Source organism: Pseudonocardia autotrophica (assembly GCF_003945385.1).
Classification (GTDB): Bacteria; Actinomycetota; Actinomycetes; order Mycobacteriales; family Pseudonocardiaceae; genus Pseudonocardia; species Pseudonocardia autotrophica.
In genome coordinates, this window is the sequence record NZ_AP018920.1 from 7060937 (window position 1) to 7077449 (window position 16513).

At 68.0% G+C, this 16513-nt stretch carries 15 protein-coding genes and 1 pseudogene; 6 read left to right on the forward strand and 10 right to left on the reverse strand.

Annotated elements, in window-relative coordinates; translation table 11 throughout:
* The first annotated feature begins 32 nt into the window (after nt 1-32).
* Nucleotides 33-1517, forward strand: coding sequence for an ISL3 family transposase (locus tag Pdca_RS32940; RefSeq protein ID WP_125911562.1), 1485 nt, complete (start codon nt 33-35; stop codon nt 1515-1517).
* Between the two features lie 40 nt (nt 1518-1557).
* Nucleotides 1558-2268 (forward strand): annotated as a pseudogene (locus tag Pdca_RS32945) (IS256 family transposase); the annotation flags it as partial.
* Between the two features lie 191 nt (nt 2269-2459).
* On the opposite strand, the gene Pdca_RS32950 reads toward Pdca_RS32945, so the two are convergent.
* The 8 genes from Pdca_RS32950 to Pdca_RS36180 form a co-directional block, all read right to left on the reverse strand.
* Nucleotides 2460-3728, reverse strand: a complete 1269-nt coding sequence (locus Pdca_RS32950; RefSeq protein ID WP_408635061.1) for an IS701 family transposase — start codon at nt 3726-3728, stop codon at nt 2460-2462.
* A 59-nt stretch (nt 3729-3787) separates the two neighbouring features.
* Nucleotides 3788-4576 (reverse strand): electron transfer flavoprotein subunit beta/FixA family protein, encoded by a 789-nt coding sequence (locus Pdca_RS32955; protein ID WP_166665881.1) that lies wholly within the window; start codon nt 4574-4576, stop codon nt 3788-3790.
* An 89-nt stretch (nt 4577-4665) separates the two neighbouring features.
* The gene (locus Pdca_RS32960; RefSeq protein WP_085916872.1) at nt 4666-5838 is read right to left on the reverse strand and encodes an acyl-CoA dehydrogenase family protein; all 1173 of its coding nucleotides are present in this window, start codon (nt 5836-5838) and stop codon (nt 4666-4668) included.
* Nucleotides 5839-5874: 36 nt separating this feature from the next.
* A complete protein-coding gene (locus Pdca_RS32965) occupies nt 5875-7071 on the reverse strand; it encodes a CaiB/BaiF CoA transferase family protein (protein WP_085916873.1) in 1197 nt (398 codons plus the stop codon).
* 364 nt (nt 7072-7435) lie between these two features.
* On the reverse strand, nt 7436-8101 hold the full coding sequence (locus tag Pdca_RS32970; RefSeq protein ID WP_269462826.1) for a response regulator transcription factor: 666 nt from the start codon (nt 8099-8101) through the stop codon (nt 7436-7438).
* Entirely contained in the window at nt 8071-9693 is a 1623-nt protein-coding gene (locus tag Pdca_RS32975) for a GAF domain-containing sensor histidine kinase (protein WP_158092389.1), read from the reverse strand. The genes Pdca_RS32970 and Pdca_RS32975 overlap by 31 nt, the downstream gene beginning before the upstream one ends.
* A gap of 165 nt (nt 9694-9858) precedes the next feature.
* Entirely contained in the window at nt 9859-10869 is a 1011-nt protein-coding gene (locus Pdca_RS32980; RefSeq protein ID WP_125911267.1) for an IS3 family transposase, read from the reverse strand.
* Entirely contained in the window at nt 10866-11342 is a 477-nt protein-coding gene (locus tag Pdca_RS36180) for a transposase (RefSeq protein WP_179956585.1), read from the reverse strand. Before Pdca_RS36180 ends, Pdca_RS32980 begins: the two co-directional genes overlap by 4 nt.
* Nucleotides 11343-11760: 418 nt before the next feature.
* On the opposite strand from Pdca_RS36180, the gene wrbA reads away from it, so the two are divergent.
* From wrbA to Pdca_RS33005, 4 genes are read left to right on the forward strand one after another with little or no spacing between them, the layout of a single operon-like run.
* Nucleotides 11761-12384: an NAD(P)H:quinone oxidoreductase gene (gene wrbA / locus Pdca_RS32990; RefSeq protein WP_085916899.1), complete on the forward strand. Its 624-nt coding sequence runs from the start codon at nt 11761-11763 to the stop codon at nt 12382-12384.
* A gap of 53 nt (nt 12385-12437) precedes the next feature.
* The gene (locus Pdca_RS32995) at nt 12438-12662 is read left to right on the forward strand and encodes a hypothetical protein (RefSeq protein WP_085916898.1); all 225 of its coding nucleotides are present in this window, start codon (nt 12438-12440) and stop codon (nt 12660-12662) included.
* On the forward strand, nt 12659-14089 hold the full coding sequence (locus tag Pdca_RS33000) for an amidase (protein ID WP_085916897.1): 1431 nt from the start codon (nt 12659-12661) through the stop codon (nt 14087-14089). The genes Pdca_RS32995 and Pdca_RS33000 overlap by 4 nt, the downstream gene beginning before the upstream one ends.
* Before the next feature lie 52 nt (nt 14090-14141).
* Nucleotides 14142-15188, forward strand: coding sequence for an LLM class flavin-dependent oxidoreductase (locus Pdca_RS33005; protein WP_085916896.1), 1047 nt, complete (start codon nt 14142-14144; stop codon nt 15186-15188).
* 71 nt (nt 15189-15259) lie between these two features.
* Here the strand turns inward: Pdca_RS33005 and Pdca_RS33010 are convergent, their stop codons facing one another.
* Together Pdca_RS33010 and Pdca_RS33015 are read right to left on the reverse strand one after the other, a co-directional pair.
* On the reverse strand, nt 15260-16156 hold the full coding sequence (locus Pdca_RS33010) for an IS3 family transposase (RefSeq protein ID WP_125911654.1): 897 nt from the start codon (nt 16154-16156) through the stop codon (nt 15260-15262).
* A complete protein-coding gene (locus Pdca_RS33015; protein WP_166665882.1) occupies nt 16153-16464 on the reverse strand; it encodes a transposase in 312 nt (103 codons plus the stop codon). Before Pdca_RS33015 ends, Pdca_RS33010 begins: the two co-directional genes overlap by 4 nt.
* Nucleotides 16465-16513: the final 49 nt, after the last annotated feature.

The following is a 16513-nucleotide window of genomic DNA, read 5'->3' on the forward strand; positions in this document are numbered from 1 at the left end:
ACGTCGGTGCCGGGGTGGTGGTGCTCGCCCGGATGACCGCGGAGGAGGGGGCCTGTCCGTGGTGCAGGCAGTCGTCAAGGCGGGTGCATTCGCGTTATGAGCGGCTGCTGGCCGACGCCCCGATCGCCGGGCGGGCAGTGCGGGTCCGGCTGCGGGTGCGGCGGTTCTTCTGCGCGAACCCCGAGTGCGCGGCGCGGACGTTCGTCGAGCAGCCGGACGGGCTTGCCGCGCCGCGCGCCCGGATCACCTCGCTGTTACGGGAGATGCTGACCGAAATTGCGCTGATGCTGGCGGGTCGGGCGGGAGCCCGGCTGGCGACCCGATTGGGCATGCCCACCAGCCGTGACCGGCTGTTGAGACTGCTGCACGGCCTGCCCGACCCCGAGCCCGCGACGCCGGCGGTGTTGGGGGTCGACGACTTCGCGCTGCGCCGCGGCCGCATCTACGGCACCGTGCTGATCGACGTACTCACCGGCGCCCCGGTCGACCTGCTCGCAGACCGGGAGACCGAGACCCTCGCGGACTGGCTGCGCACCCGGCCAGGTGTCGAGGTGATCTGCCGGGACCGAGCCGGCGGCTACGCCGACGCCGCCCGACAGGGCGCCCCGCAGGCGATCCAGGTCGCCGACCGGTGGCATCTGTGGCGGAATCTGGGTGAGGCGGTGGAGAAGGTCCTCCTCGCCCGCCGCGGTGTCCTGGCCGCGGCCAACCCTGTCCTACCGCAGGCTCCGGCCTCCGAGCCACGGGTGGTGCAGGCGGTCCCGGAGAAGCGGATCGTGACCCGGCTGCGCGAGAACTACCAGGCCGTCCAGCAGTTGCGGGCGCAAGGTATGTCGAAGGCGGCGATCGGACGCAGGCTCGGACTGCACCCGGCTACGGTCCGCAAGTTCGCCGACGCCACTTCGTCGCACGAGCTGACCGCCAAGACCGAGCAACGTGCACACCTGGTCGACGACTACGTCGAACACCTACACCGGCGCTGGAACGAGGGCGAGCGCAACGCCACAGCCCTGTTCCACGAGATCGCCGCACTCGGCTACCCGGGCGGCGAGCTGGCGGTGCAGCGCTACCTGCGCCGGTTCCGTCACGGTCGTGGCCATGCCCCGAGACCGGGTCCGAAACCCCCGACCGTCCGCGAGGTCACCTCGTGGATCATGACCCACCCCGATCGGCTGGCCACCGATGACGCTGTCCGGCTCGCCCGGCTACGCAAAGCCGACCCCGGCCTGGACAGGCTGACCGGCCACGTCCGCGGATTCGCCACGATGATGACCAGCCGCACCGGCCACGAGCTCGACGCCTGGGTCGACACGGTCGAGCTCGACGACATCGCTCCGATCGCCAGGTTCGCCCGCAACCTGCGCCGCGACCATGACGCCGTCCAAGCCGGGCTGACCCTCGAGCACAGCTCCGGACGGGTCGAGGGCACCGTCAACAAGATCAAAATGCTGAAGCGGCAGATGTTCGGCCGAGCCGGTTTCGACCTGCTCCGCACCCGCGTCCTCCACGCCCGCTGAGTCCAGACTCGCGCACCATCACGCGAAGTGCGCCAGAGCCAAGGTCCGCGACGGCCAGGTCACCAACCGCCCGTTCTACGTCGTCATCGGCGTCACCGTCGACGGTCGCCGTGACGTGCTCGGGATCTGGGCCGGCGTCGGCGGCGAGGGCGCGAAGTACTGGCTCGCCGTGCTCACCGAGATCAAGAACCGCGGCACCGCCGACGTCTGCATCGCGGTCTGCGACGGCCTGACCGGTCTCGGCGACGCGATCACCACCGTCTGGCCGGCCACCGTGGTGCAGACCTGCATCCTGCACCTGATCCGCAACACCTTCCGCTACGCCTCCCGCCGCGACTGGGAGGCCATGGCCAAGGACCTGCGGCCGGTCTACACCGCATCCACCGAGGCCGCGGCCCAGGCGCGCTACGACGAATTCGCCGCCCGCTGGTGCGGCCAGTACCCGGCGATCGGGACGCTCTGGACGCGGGCGTGGACAGAGTTCGTGCCGTTCCTGGACTACGACGTGGAGATCCGCCGCGTCATCTGCTCCACAAACGCGATCGAGTCCTTGAATGCTCGCTATCGGCGCGCGGTCCGCGCCCGCGGGCACTTCCCCACCGAGCAGGCCGCGCTGAAGTGTCTCTACCTGGTCACCCGGTCCCTGGACCCGACCGGGAAGGGCAAGGCGCGGTGGTCGATGCGCTGGAAGCCGGCACTGAACGCGTTCGCGATCACCTTCGAAGGCCGTATCGTCGCGAGCAACACCTGAACCCCATCAACGCCGGTTACACCGTTGATCGGACAGTCCCCAGATAACAAACTGCGGCTGGAGTACTAGTACTCCAGCCGCAGTTTGTTATCTGATCCGTCTTCGTCGGTAGTGGCTTTCGCGGGCTCGGTGTTGGTGACGGCGGCGCCAGATCGACCAGGCCCAGCCCACGGCCCGGGCGGGGGTGTGGATCAGGGGCGCCAGGAGACGTCGGAGTTCGGCGAGGGTGAGCGGGATGAGCCCGTTACCAGGTCTTTTGGGGCGATCGCCGCGGTGACCGAGAGGTAGGCGTGGGCGAGCATGACCAGGGTGATGTGGCGGTACCAGGCGTCGTAGCGGCGGACCTGGTACTGGTCGAGCCCGACCTCGTTCTTCGCGGTCTGGAAGCACTCCTCGATCGCCCAGCGGGCGCCGGCGACCCGGATGAGGTCGTCGTCGGTGGTGCCGGGCGGGCCGGCGCACAGGTAGTAGGCCAACTCCGGCTCCATACCGGACTCGAGTTGGGTGTCGGTGAGGATCTGGCGCCGGACCAAGAGCCAGCGTCCCCACCCAGCGGGCGCATCCGGGGGCGGGTGCAGGCCGGCCACCGCCCAGTCATAGAGCCGCTCGCCCTTGGCTCCGGGCCCGGCAGAGCGGCGCTTCCACGCCTGCTCTGGGGCCCGTGCGACCAGGTCATCAGCACGTCGTGACCCGACCAACCCAGCGATGTCAGCTGTGAGGTCGGCACCGGGCGAGAGCGGGATGGACTGGCTACGCGGTACGGCAACGACATAGCCGATCCGGCGCTGCTCACACCAGGAACGGAACTTGCAGTCCTGTCCGTAGGCCTCGTCGGCGGCCACCCAGGACGCGGGGACACCGGCGTCGAGGGCTCGGGCGAGCATGCTCTTGGCCAGCGTCGCCTTGGTGGCGAACTCGACCTCGTCGGGTACCGCCGCTTCCCGGCAGCGCTCGCGGTCACCGACCCAGGACTTCGGCAGATACAGCTCCCGGTCGATCAACGTGCGGCCTTTGCTCGTGGCATAGGCACAGAACACCCCGAGCTGGCAATTCTCCACCCGCCCGGCAGTGCCCGAGTACTGGCGCTGCACCCCTGCAGACTTCGTCCCCTTCTTCAGGAACCCGGTCTCATCGACGATCAGTACCCCGCCGGGCTCACCGAGACGCTCTGCGACGTAGTCGCGCAGGTCATCGCGCACCCCGTCGGTGTCCCAGGTCGCGGAGTTGAGCAGCCGCTGCATGCCGTCCGGGGTCGTGTCGCCGGCGACCTCGGCCAGCGTCCACCCGTTCTTCCCGGCCAACGGTGCGAGCAACCCACGCACATACGCCCGTGCCCGCCGCCGCGGCTCGGGCCGGAAGAACCGGCCCGCCACCAACCCGAACAGCCCGTCCAGGCCACCGGCCCACGCCTCGAGATCCTCCTCTTCCTTCACAAGATCGAAGCCTAGCGCAACCAACATCACGAACTGCGGCTAGAGTACTAGGGAAGAAGTGGTGGTCGTCGAACCGTGGAAACGGGTCAGATCAGCTTCTGGCCGACCAGGTACTCGGCGATCTTCGCGCCGCCGTCGCCCTCGTCGGTGACCTTCTCGCCGGCCTGCTTCGGCGGCTTCGGCGCCGAGCTCGTCACGCTCACCAGCGCGTTGGCCAGACCCACCTCGGAGGCGTCGATCCCGGCCCCGGCCAGATCCAGGTTGTTCACCGGCTTCTTCTTCGCCGCCATGATCCCCTTGAAGGAGGGGTAGCGCGGCTCGTTGGACTTCTCACCCACCGACACCACCGCCGGCAGCTCCGCCGACAGGTGCGTCACACCGTCGTCGGTCTCCCGCTTCGCCGTCACCGTCGAACCCGACACCGACAGCTCGTTCGCCCACGTCAACGCCGGCACACCCAGCAGGTCCGCCACCATCGCCGGCACCGCGGCGACCTGACCGTCCGACGCCGAGTTACCGGCGATGACCAGGTCCCAGCCCTCGACGGTGCCGATCAGCGTGGTCAGCGCCCGCGCGGTCTGCACCGCGCACGAGCCGTGGATCGCCTCGTCCGACAGGTGCACCGCCGAGACCGCGCCCATCGACAGCGCCTTGCGGATCGCGTCCGAGGCCCGGTCCGGGCCCATGCACACCACGACGACCTCGCCGTCACCGGCAGCCTCCTTCAACAGGAGAGCCTGCTCCACGGCGCGCTCGTTGATCTCGTCGATGACCGCCTCGGTACCCTCACGGTCGAGGGTGTGGTCGGAGTCGGACAGCTTCCGCTCCGAGTAGGTATCGGCCACCTGCTTCACCAGGGTCACAATCTTCATCAAGGGCCTCTGTGCCTCTTCGATCTCGTGGGGTGTGGCGGCGATGCGTGACCCTTCGTGCGGTCGCTCGACTGCAGACGGCGGGTACGGGGTCACGTCCGGTCCAGCCCGCCGCGCTTGACCATCTGGGCGGCGATCACGTTGCGCTGGATCTCGTTGGTGCCCTCGCCGACGATCATCAGCGGGGCGTCGCGGAAGTAGCGTTCGACGTCGAACTCGGTCGAGTAGCCGTAGCCGCCGTGGATCCGCACGGCGTTGAGCGCGACCTCCATCGCGATCTCGGAGGTGAACAGCTTGGCCATGCCCGCCTCCATGTCGCAGCGCTCACCGGCGTCGTACCTGCCCGCGGCGTAGAGGAGGAGCTGGCGGGCGGCGGTGATCTTGGTGGCCATGTCGGCGAGGTAGTTGCCGACCGACTGGTGCTGCCAGATCGGCTTGCCGAAGCTCTCGCGTTCCTGGGAGTAGCGCAGTGCGTCGGTCAGTGCGGCGTCGGCGACGCCCAGCGCACGCGAGGCGACCTGGATCCGGCCGGTCTCGAGGCCCTTCATCATCTGGCCGAAGCCCTTGCCGGGCGTGGTGCCGAGGACGGCCTCGGCGGGCACCCGCATGTCCTCGAAGACCAGCTCACAGGTCTCGACGCCCTTGTAACCGAGCTTGTGCAGGTCCTTGGAGACGGTCAGCCCGGGACCGTGCTCGACGAGCAGGACCGAGATCCCGCGGTGCTTGGGCTCGGCGGCCGGGTCGGTCTTGCACAGCAGGGCGATCAGCCCGGAGCGGCGCGCGTTGGAGATCCAGGTCTTGGACCCGTTGACCACGTAGTGGTCGCCGTCGGGGGACGACTCGAGGCGGGCGTGGGTGGCCATGTTCTGCAGGTCCGAGCCACCGCCGGGCTCGGTCAGCGCCATCGTGGCGCGCAGCTCGCCGGTCGCCATCCGGGGCAGGTAGCGGTCCTGCTGCTCCCGGGTCCCGAACTCGACGAGCAGCTTGGCGACCACGGTGTGCCCGCCCATGGCGCCGGCCAGGCTCATCCAGCCGCGGGCGAGCTCGGCGGTGACCAGGGCGTAGCAGGGCATCGACACCGGGGCCTCGCCCCAGGGCTCGGGGATCGCGAGCCCGTAGATGCCGAGCTCCTTCATCTGCTCGATCCACTTCTCGGGGTACTCGTCGCGCTGCTCGACCTCGTTGACCGCGGGCTTCACCTCCCGGTCGACGAAGTCGCGCACGGTGTCGACGACGGCCTGCTCCTCGATGCTCAACACACTCATCAGACGAATCTCCTACTCTCGTGCTGGTCGGGCCGATCAGACGACGTGGGCGGCACGGAGCAGGGCGATCCGGTCGCCGTGGCCGAGCTCGGCCAGGATGGTGTCGGTATGCGCGCCCAGCGCGGGCACATCTCCCATGACCGGCGCGACACCGGCCAGATCAACCGGTGGCTGCAGTGCCTGCATCGTCGCGCCGGGTATGCCGACTTCATGCCAGCGGTGACGGCCTGCGAGGACTGGGTGAGTCGCGAGGTCGGCGACGTCGTTGATGCCGGCGTTGGCGATGCCGGCATCGTCGAGCAGCTGCTTGGCCTGCGACGTCGGTAGCGCGGACAGCCGGATGGCGATCAACGTGTCCAGCTCATCGCGATGGGCGAGCCGGGCCGAGTTCGTGGCAAAGCGTGTGTCGTCGGCGATCGCCGGGCCACCGAGAACTTCGGCACACAGCCGACGCCATTCGCGGTCGTTCTGGACGACCAGCAGGATCGTGCCGTCGGCGGTACCGAACGGACCGTACGGCGCGATCGTGGCGTGCCGGGCACCCGACCGCGGCGGGGTCCGGCCCGAGTAGTGGGCGTAGTAGACGGGATTGCTCATCCATTCGGCGAGCGCTTCGAACAGCGACACTTCGACCGCCGATACTGCCCCCGTGGTGGCCCGGCGCAGCAGCGCGGTAAGGATCCCGGAATGGGCGTACATGCCGGCGGCGATGTCGGCGACGGAGATTCCGACCTTGGCCATGTGTTCGGCGGTGCCGGTGACCGAAAGCAGCCCAGTCTCGCATTGGACCAGCAGGTCGTAGGCCTTGCGGTTCGCCCAGGGGCCCGTCGACCCCCACCCGGTGACCGAGCACGGGATGACCCGTGGGTGGTGCTCGGCCAGCGTTGCCGGGTCGAGCCCGAGCCGACCTGCGGCTCCGGGGCCGAGGTTCTGGACCAGGACGTCCGCGGTGTCGAGCAGTTCGGTGAGGATCTGCCGACCCTGCTCGGACTTGACGTCAAGGGTGAGCGATTCCTTACCGCGGTTGAGCCATACGAAGTAGCTGGCGTTGCCATGGACGGCTTCGTCGTATCCGCGGGCGAAGTCACCCCCGTCCGGTCGCTCGATCTTGATGACGCGGGCACCGAGGTCAGCGAGCTGGCGGGTCGCGAACGGCGCAGCGACTGCCTGTTCCAGACTGACGACGGTTATGCCGTCCAGCGGCGGTGTCTCCGCGGCAAGGGTGCGGGTCATGCAGATGGCCTCTCAACGAAGACCGGACGGTGGACGAGTGGCGGGTCCGGGTCCGGCAGTTCTCGACGGTCGTGACGTACGGGAGTCATGGCAAGGCGGTGCCCGTCGTGGCCAGAGCGGGAGCCGAACGGGATGCACGCTCGCCTGTGAGTCTGGGCCGTGACTGTCGATGTGTGAAATGACTCTTCGGAGGCATATCAATGCGTCGACCGCATCATGGCTTGTCCCAGGAGCGTCGGCCTCTGAGACCGGATGCCGGGTGGTAAGTACAGTCACACGGAGCAACGTCGATGCGGGGCGGACACTGCTTTGAGTGGACGCGCGGCGTGGTCAGGCACTGCCGTCGGCTCGGCCCAACGCAGGTCTACGGATCGAGAAGGTGCAGATCGGCGGCGACGCGGACCAGCTCGGCGCGCCGGCGCACGTGATGGCGACGCATCATCGATGCCACGTGGTACTTCACGGTATGTGGGCTGATGTGGAGAAGTGCCCCGATCTCGTGGTTGTCTGCGCCGCGACCGATGGCACGCACGATGCTCAGCTCTCGTTCCCCGAACTCTGCAGCAGGGGAGCGGCCCCGGGCGGAGCGCCGCAGCAGGGGAGCGGCGAGCTCGGAGTCGAAGTAGCTTCCGGTCTGCTGGACCGTGCGTAAGATCTCCGGCAGCCGCCGGACCGAGGTTTCCTTGACCACGTAACCGGAGGCTCCGGCGTCGATGGCCTGGGAGAGCAGTTCCGTGTTGCCGTACGCGCTGAATAGGATCACCGCGGGGGCGGTGTCACACGCGGTGATCTCCCGGCACAGGTCGATCCCGCTGCCGGTGGAGTGCTCGCCGATCCGCAGGTCGACGATGGCGACGTCTGGCTGCACGCGAGCGATCAGGGACGCACCGTCGTTCCTTGTGGTCGCCGCCCCGAGGAACTCGAGGTCTGGTTCGCGCTCGGCCATCGCCTGGAGACCGTCGTGCACGATCTCGTGGTCGTCGACGACGCAGAATCCGATCACGAGGAGATCCTTCCCGGTCCCGGCCATGTCGGGACGGCCGCGTGGACCTCGATCCCAAGCGGGTCGGCCTTGTGCACGGCCAGACGCCCGTCCACCCGTTCGACCGCGGCCCTCATAGCCTGCAACCCCAGATGAGGGTGATCGGTGGTGGGTCCTCCGGGCCCTTCTCCTGTTTCGACTCGGCCGGCACCGTCATCGACGACCAGCAGGCGGCTGGTGAGAGATCCGGGTACCAGACGAATGATCACATGATGCCCGCCGGAGTGTCTTTCTGCGTTGGTGACGGCTTCCAGCCCGACACGTACCAGGGCCTCCGCTGAAGCACGAGCGAGCTCGATGTCTTCACCATCGAGCTCAGGAGAACGTGAAAGCCGTCCCTGCGGCGCCGTCAAGATCTGCTCGAGCACTTCGGATGCCCGGACGCCGCCGATATCGCCGCGGCTGAGGAGGCTGCCGACTTCTCCGCGCAGTTGTCCGAGGCAGGACTCCGCAGCTTCAGCGATCGTTGCAAGATCGGCAGCGACCTCGCTCGTACCCACGGCGTAGCGAGCTTGCTCGGCACGGAAGCCGATGGTGATCAGTCCGCGGACCACAGTGTCGTGCAAGTTGTAGGCCACGTCCTCTCGGATCCGTCGTTCCAGAGCGTCGGCCCGCTGGTTCTCTGCGAGCCGCCTGCGCAGGCCGAGCGCGGCATGATCGGTGAACTCCGCCAGAAGATCCTCGTCGACCTGGGTGAACGCCCGCATCTGCCGGTCACCGACGTACAGCACGCCGGCCACATGATCGTCGACTGTGATGGGTGCCGCCATAGCCGAGACGATGCCCTCGCCTCGGGTGATCGTGACGGGAGCAGCGTGGAGGCGCTCGTCCTCTGCGTAGTTGGCGGAGCGCACCGGTCGTTGCACTGCGCGGGCGAGTCCACCGAGGCCCTGTCCGTGGTGCACCCGTACGTGCCGGAAGTCCGGGGTCCTGATCCCCAGCATCTGATCGAAAGCGAAGGTGTCCGGTCCGCCGTCGGGAAGCGACAGGTAGGCGACCTCGGACCCGACGAGGAGGTGAGCGGCGTCGAGGACAGCTGCGATCGCGGCGCGGACGTCGGTTGCTTCGACGGCGGCTTCGGCGACCCTACGGGCGGCTTCGCGTAGCTCCCGGTCGACCTGCCGCGACCCGGTCTCTCGACCGCTACGCACGGTCGCCGCCACCAACCGCCCCAGCTCGCTGCGGGCCGTCGGGTCCTCGCCCCAAGGCGTCGGCGCGCGCCCCCCCGTCTGGCCGACCAGGACGGTGCCGATCCCCGATGCGTCACGCCAGGGAATCACCAGGGCGGTGGCGAACCGTGCCCTGAGCTCGCGCATGGCCGAGCGGACCTCGAGCTCCACCACGACACGAGGCTTGCGCCCGGGGAGAGGGCGACTCGTCGTCACCGGCTCGTTGGCCAGGAACGCGGCGGCCGGATCGACGGCGGCCGAGGCGAGCGCCATCAACTCGTCGCTGCGGCGCCTCGGCCGGTACAGAACCAGGCCCATGTCGGCGGCCAGCAGGACTCGGACCTCCTCGAGGACGGGACCAAGAGCATCGTGGATCGCCCGCGACCCGCCGCCGTCGACCACGTACTCCATCCACGCCACCTCCCACGGGCAGGATCGCCGATCCCGCGAGCAACGACGAGCTCCGGCCTCCGCGACTGCCCGTCTGGCTAGTCGAGCCATAGCTGAACGACCCGGACATCTTGCCGACGAGACTAGGCGCACCGGTAGCTGTCAAGTCAACTGAGACAGTTGATCTTACTGAGTTGGCTGTAGGACGGGTTGATTGATCCACGCCTGCTCGGGCAGGCGCGGCGGGCTGGGCCGGCGACTGAATCGCTCGGGATACTGGGCGTGTGCGCGGTCGAGGACGGTCTGACGCTGAGCCCGGACCTCGGTCGCGGTGTCGAAGTGGATCGACGCCGGGGTGTGCATGCCGATGCCGGAGTGCCGATGCTCGTGGTTGTAGTGCTCGAAGAACCGCTCGCAGAACGCGCGGGCATCAGCGAGCGAGCCGAACCGGTCCGGGAAGTCCGGCACGTACTTCAGCGTCTTGAACTGCGCCTCGGAGAACGGGTTGTCATTCGAGCACTGCGGCCGGGAATGTGACCGGCAGATACCGAGATCGACCATCAGCTCCGATACCGGTTTCGAGGTCATCGACCCGCCCCGGTCGGCATGAATCGTCTGCGGGATGACGTGGTTGCGGGCGACTGCGTCGGCGAGGAAATCCTTCGCCACGACGGCATCCTCAGCGTTCGCGGCGAGCCATCCGACTACGTAGCGGGAGAAGATGTCGAGCACCACATACAGCTTGTACCACTCGCCCTTCCGCGGGCCCTTCAGCGCGGTGATGTCCCACGACCACACCTCGCTCGGGCCATGAGCGACCAGCTCCGGGCGCACCCGCGGCGGATGCGTGGCCTGGGCGCGCCGTTCCCGGTTCTGACCCGCTGCGCGGGCGATCCGGTACATGCTCGACTGCGAGCACCACCACCGGCCCTCGTCGAGCTCCCGGGCCCACACCTGCGGAATGGCCAGATCCCGGTAGTCCTCGGAGTTCAGCAGCGCGAGCACGGCGGCACGCTCGTCGTCGGTGATCGTCGAGGGCGGGAGCCGGCGCGCACGGTGCGGGCCGTGCAGCGGCCCGAGCGTCACCCCCGCCGGGTCGGCGCGGCGGTAGTGCGTGGCCCGCGACCGACCGGTCAACGCGCACGCCGCCTTGATCGACACCTCAGCGGCGCGCAACTCGGTGAACGCGCCGTTCAACGCCGCTTCCGCGGCGCCGGTGGTTCCTGGTCGTCCGCGCTCTCGGACAGCTGCTCCAAGAGCGCGTGCGCTTTTCCCATGATGTCCAACGCGGTCCGCGTCTTCGTCAGGTCGGATTCGAGTTTCGCGTTCCGGGCCCGGAGCCGTTCCAACTCGGCCGCCTCCGCCGACCGCTTCGGACGTTTCGCCGACCGCCTCGAATCGGCTACGCCCTCCAGCGCGCCGACGTCCCGGGCCCGGGTCCACTCGATCACGTGCGACGAATACAGGCCCTCCCGGCGCAGGACCGCGCCCTTCTCACCGTTCGGCGCGTTCTCATACTCCGCGACGATCGCCAGCTTGTATTCCGCGCTGAACGACCTACGCGACGGACGCGGCGACGGACCACCAGCCGACCGCGGACCCGACGACGACGCCGTCGACCCGCTGCTGCCGGCCCCCGCACCGCGACGCTCCTCCGATGACACGAGCACCAGGATCTCCGATCACGCCCTCTACTGTGAACCGCTGACTTCAACCTGTCTCAGGTGATCTTGGCAGAGAGGGCACGACTGATTCACTGCCTCGCAACCAGCCTGATGTCGACGAAGACTCGAGGAGGAGCAGTGCCGCCAGCCGGCGCGGGGAGCCCGCCGCATACGCGTTGCCCCCAGGAGAACGCCGCCCGACTCGCGCCGCTCGGCGCCCTCTTGTGACGGACCGATCAGTCGTGCCTTCCCACAGAGGCGTCCGGTTCCTGATGTGTTCGAGCTGCCGCTTCTCGTCGCCGACCCTCCCCACGGACCCGGCGCATCCCGGCTTGTTACGGCCGAACCCCGACAACGGTCACCTCGTCACGACATCCGGCTCGCTCTGGCGATCGCTGTCACTGCTTCTGCCGAAAGGAACTTCGTGAGCGTCAAGGTCCTCGCCCTCTACTACAGCGCAACCGGTAACACGGCTGCGATGGCGTCAGCTTTGGCTGACGGTGCTTCGGAGACGGGCGCCGAGATCCGGCTCCGACAGGCAGTCGAGACGGCACCGCAGGAGGCCATCAATTCCAACCCTCGCTGGCGGGCGTATGTCGACTCCAGCGATCGGGCACCGGCGCCTGCGCTCGCCGACCTCGAGTGGGCCGACGGCATCGCGCTGGGTAGCCCGACCCGCTTCGGGGGCCCGGCTGCGCAGCTGAAGTCGTTCCTCGACTCTTCGGGTGGCCTGTGGGCGAGGGGCGCGTTGGCGAACAAGGTCACCACCGCGTTCACAACCGCGTCCACGGCACACGGTGGCCTGGAGTCCACCGTCCTGGCGATGAACAACATCTTCTACCACTGGGGGTCCATCGTCCTCCCGCTCGGTTACGCCGCTGACAAGCATCTTCTCGACTCGGGGAACCCGTACGGGAGTTCATTCGTCTCGCGTCGCTCGGCCGCGCCCGACGAATCGACGCTCGAGGCGTGCCGCATCCAGGGGCGGCGTATCGCCCAGGTCGCCGCGTTCATCGCCGCAGGTCTGTCCGCGGAGAGTGCAGCGTGACCCGCTCCGGGAACGGACACGCTGGCTCGCCGACAACGAACGGACGGAGATCGGTGACTTCCGACGAACTCGAGAACGAGAACGTGCTGAGACGCGAGGCCACACGCCTTGGCTTCGTCCTGAGCACAGCCCAGCAGACCGAGATGCGCGAGCGGATGCTCAGGGTCGAGCCCCTGCTCAAGCGCTACCGACGTGCGTCCCTCGATCCCACCCGTGAGGCGGTGGATCCTGCGGTCGGTGACCAGTGGCTTCGCCCGGGAGAGGACAACAACCGATGAGCGCGGTGCGGCCCACGCAGACGCACGAATGCGATGCCCTCCAGCTCCAGGAACTCTATCGGCGCGGCGACCTCTCACCGCGCGACGTGGTCGAGGACTGCATCAGCCGGATCGAGAGGATAAACCCGGAGATCAACTCTGTGCTCGTCGTTCTCGTCGAGCGCGCCCGCGCCGCGGCCGCGGAATCCGAACGCCGATGGCGCGAAGGGGCACCGCGTCCCCTCGAGGGTGTGCCGATAGGGGTCAAGGACGTCGCCGACATCGCAGGTGTCCCGACCACTGGCGGCTCGGCTCTGTATCTCGACCACATCGCCGACCGCGATGCCGAGGTGATCCGCCGGACCGAGAACGCGGGCGGCGTGGTGATCGCGAAGGACGCCACGACCGAGTTCGCCATCGGCGGCCCCCACAACCCGACGTTCGGTGCCGTGCGCAACCCCTGGGATCTGACTCGCTGGAGCGGAGGATCCTCGACAGGCGCCGCGGCGTCAGTGGCCGCGCGGATGTACCCGCTCGCCATCGGGTCGGACGCAGCCGGCTCGATCCGCATGCCCGCCTCCTGGTGCGGTCTGACCGGGCTCAAGACCACGACCGGAGCTGTGCCCCGGACCGGGGTGCTCCCCCTGTCGTGGACCACCGAGACGGTGGGCCCCATCGGACGCAGCGCCACGGATGTGGCCCGCTTCTTCGCGGTGCTGCGCGGGCTGGACACCGCGGATCCACGCTCGGTGCCCACCCCGGCCGACGGCCTGGACACTCTCGCATCCGGGCACGTTCCCAACGACCTCGAAGGGGTACGGATCGGCATCGCACGCGACTACTTCCTCGAGGACTGTGACAGCGACGTCCGGCAGAACTTCGAGTCCGCCGTCAATGCGCTGCGCTCCGCCGGCGCCCTCGTCTCCGACGTGATGTTGCCGCTGGCGCCCGATGCAATGCAGATCGGCTACCTCCTCTTGTTCACCGAGGCCGCCGCAGTCCACCGCGTCAACGCGGACCGACTGGGCCGGTGCGACCCGGTCATGGTCCGTCGACTCAGCGAGGGAGTTCTCACGTCGGCCACGGACTATATCCGAGCACTGCAGTATCGATTCCAGCTGCAACAAAATTTCGCCGAGGCATTCTCGAAGGTAGATCTCATTGCCGTTCCCACCACCCCGGGAACGGCACCGAACCTCGACGACCTGACCATCCAAATCGATGGCGTCCCGAAGCCGATGCACGACGTCCAGTCCCGAGCCGGAATGGTCTGTAACCTCGCCGGCGTGCCGGCCGTAGCATTTCCATCGGGGCTCGACCGCGCAGGTTGTCCGACCTCGATCCAGCTGATCGCACCTCCACACAAGGAACTGGACGCGCTCACCGCAGTGGCAGTCTACCAATCCGGGACAGAGCACCACCTCCGAGCTCCCGACATCGCCGCCTGAGACGGCACGAGCAACTCAGAAATAACGATCGACACCACGCCGAGGAGACAACATGGAGTACGGAATCTTTACCCCGACCATGAACAATGGTTGGGTGATCTCGAAGACGTCGCCGCAGTTCAAGCCCGACTGGTTCCTGATGGAGCAGTGCGGTGCGAAGGCGGAGCACTATGGCTTCGATTTCATGCTCGCGCCGGTCAAGTTCCGAGGATTCGACGGCGAGACCGAGTTCTGGAACTACACCCTGGATTCCTTCTCGGTCATGGCCGGGCTGGCAGTGAGCACGAGCCGGATCAAGCTGTACGCATCTATTCCGCAGCTGATGCTTCCTCCGCCCGTCGCCGCAAAGATGGCGGTGACAATCAACGAAATGTCCGGTGGTCGCTTCGGCGTGAACCTCGTCTCCGGCTGGGAAAAGGAGGAGTACACGCAGATGGGGATCTGGCCAGGGGACGAGCACTTCAAGAACCGATACGACCGTGCGAGCGAATATCTGCAGGTGATGCGCGAACTGTGGGTGACGGGCCGATCGGACTTCAAGGGCGACTTCTACCGGATGGACGACTGCCGGCTCGGGCCGACGCCGACGAGTCCCATCGAAGTCGTCTGCGCGGGCCAATCCGACCGCGGCATGCAGTTCACCGCGGAATGGGCGGACTACCAGTTCCTGAGCTGCAAGGCAGACCCGGAGGAACTTCGGCAACTGAACGGGCGACTGAAGGCGGCCTCGGACAAGACGGGGCGCAAGATCGGCTCGTACCCATTGTTCGCGGTCGTGCTCCGCGACACTGACGAAGAGGCCAAGGCCGCGGTCGATGACTGGCGAGCGAACCAGGACCTCGACGCGGTGCAGACCCTGGGCGGTCACGCGAGCACGGACTCGGCAGAGGATCAGAAGTCGATCCGCAACCAGCTGCTCGGCTCCGACGCGTTCATGATCGGTTGGGACGTGATCGGCGGCTCGCCGCAGACGGTGGCAGACAAGATCAACGCACTGGCCGAGGTGGAGGGCACCTCGGGGATCATGTTCACTTTCCAGGACTACCTGGTCGACATGGACAAGTTCGGCAAGGAAGTCATGCCCCTGCTGAAGCGGTGACCATCAGTCTGTCACCGGCGGCGGTCCGCCGCACCGCGGACTGAGCTTCCCCCGGTTTCCCGGAGTGCGGGTTACCTGTCGGCGTCGCGCTGAGCGCGACGATAGTCGTCCTCGTACTCGTCGGGTGAGAGCCCGCCGAGGCGGGCCTGGATCCGGCGCGGGTTGTACCAGCCGTCGAGGTAGCGGATCAGGGCGTGCTCGGCCTCGCGGCGGGTCGCGAACGTCGTACCCGGCCAGTACAACAGCTCGATCTTGATCGTGGACCACAGGTTCTCCGCGAGCGCGTTGTCGTAGCTGTCCCCTGTGGACCCCGTCGACGGGGCGACACCTGCGTCGACCAGGCGCTGGGTGAACCGCAGCGCCGTGTACTGGGCGCCCTTGTCGCTGTGGAAGATCCACTTTCCGGGTCGGAGGTCCCGCGACCGCAGGGCGTGGTTGAGCGCGGTCAGCACCAGCGCGGTGGTGGCGCGCGGGTCGGTGGCCCAGCCGACCACCCGGTTGGAGAACGCATCCCGCACGCTGGCGAGCCACAGCACACCCTCGCCGGTGACGATCCTGGTCAGATCGGCCACCCACACCCGGTTCGGCGCGGCGGCGGTGAAGTCGCGTTCGAGCAGGTCCGGAGCCGGGCGGTGGGCCGGGTTCTGCCGGGTCGAGCCGTGCTTCCATCCGCGGCGCAGATGCGCGCCCTGCAGGCCGTGCTCGCGCATGATCCGCTCGACTCGCTTGCGCCCGACGTGCACGCCCTGGCGGCGCAGCTCCAGCCACACCCGCGGTGATCCGTAGGCGGCGGCGAACTCGCTGACCGATCGGATCTTCACGATCTGCTCGAGCAGCACCGCGTCGTCGAGGTCGCGTCGCGAAGGGTTCGCTCGGCGGGCGCGCCAGTCGTAGTAGGTCGAGACGGGGATGCCCAGGACCCGTAGTACGAGACCGGCGGGGAAGTCATGGGTGTCGACGAAGCTCATGACCACCTCCGGGTCGGGCCGATCTCGCTGGCGAAATAGGCGCTCGCCGCGCGCAGGACCTCGTTGACCCGCCGCAGCTCGGCGTTCTCCTTCGCCAACCGGCGGTTCTCCGAGACCATGTCGGTCGTCGGCCGATCATGCCGCTCTCCGTCGTCGGCCTCCGCCTGTCGGACCCAGTGCCGCAGGGCCTCGTGATGGACGCCCAGCTGCTCGGCGAGCCTGCGGAACGAGGGCCGCGGGTCGGACTCCCGATAGAGTCGGACTGCGCGTTCCCGCAGCTCATCGGGGTACTTCTTCGGTGCGGGCACCAGTGCCTTCCTTCCTGGTTCTCAAGATCGAACCAGTCTTCAGACACTC

What these genes read in the sequence shown, in the direction of transcription:
- Pdca_RS32940 (WP_125911562.1), top strand. Translation starts at nt 33, where the DNA reads ATGACCGCGGAGGAGGGGGCCTGTCCGTGGTGCAGGCAGTCGTCAAGG.
- Pdca_RS32950 (WP_408635061.1), bottom strand. Translation starts at nt 3,728, where the DNA reads ATGTTGGTTGCGCTAGGCTTCGATCTTGTGAAGGAAGAGGAGGATCTC.
- Pdca_RS32960 (WP_085916872.1), bottom strand. Translation starts at nt 5,838, where the DNA reads ATGAGTGTGTTGAGCATCGAGGAGCAGGCCGTCGTCGACACCGTGCGC.
- Pdca_RS32965 (WP_085916873.1), bottom strand. Translation starts at nt 7,071, where the DNA reads ATGACCCGCACCCTTGCCGCGGAGACACCGCCGCTGGACGGCATAACC.
- Pdca_RS32970 (WP_269462826.1), bottom strand. Translation starts at nt 8,101, where the DNA reads ATGGCCGGGACCGGGAAGGATCTCCTCGTGATCGGATTCTGCGTCGTC.
- Pdca_RS32975 (WP_158092389.1), bottom strand. Translation starts at nt 9,693, where the DNA reads ATGGAGTACGTGGTCGACGGCGGCGGGTCGCGGGCGATCCACGATGCT.
- Pdca_RS33000 (WP_085916897.1), top strand. Translation starts at nt 12,659, where the DNA reads ATGAGCGCGGTGCGGCCCACGCAGACGCACGAATGCGATGCCCTCCAG.
- Pdca_RS33005 (WP_085916896.1), top strand. Translation starts at nt 14,142, where the DNA reads ATGGAGTACGGAATCTTTACCCCGACCATGAACAATGGTTGGGTGATC.
- Pdca_RS33010 (WP_125911654.1), bottom strand. Translation starts at nt 16,156, where the DNA reads ATGAGCTTCGTCGACACCCATGACTTCCCCGCCGGTCTCGTACTACGG.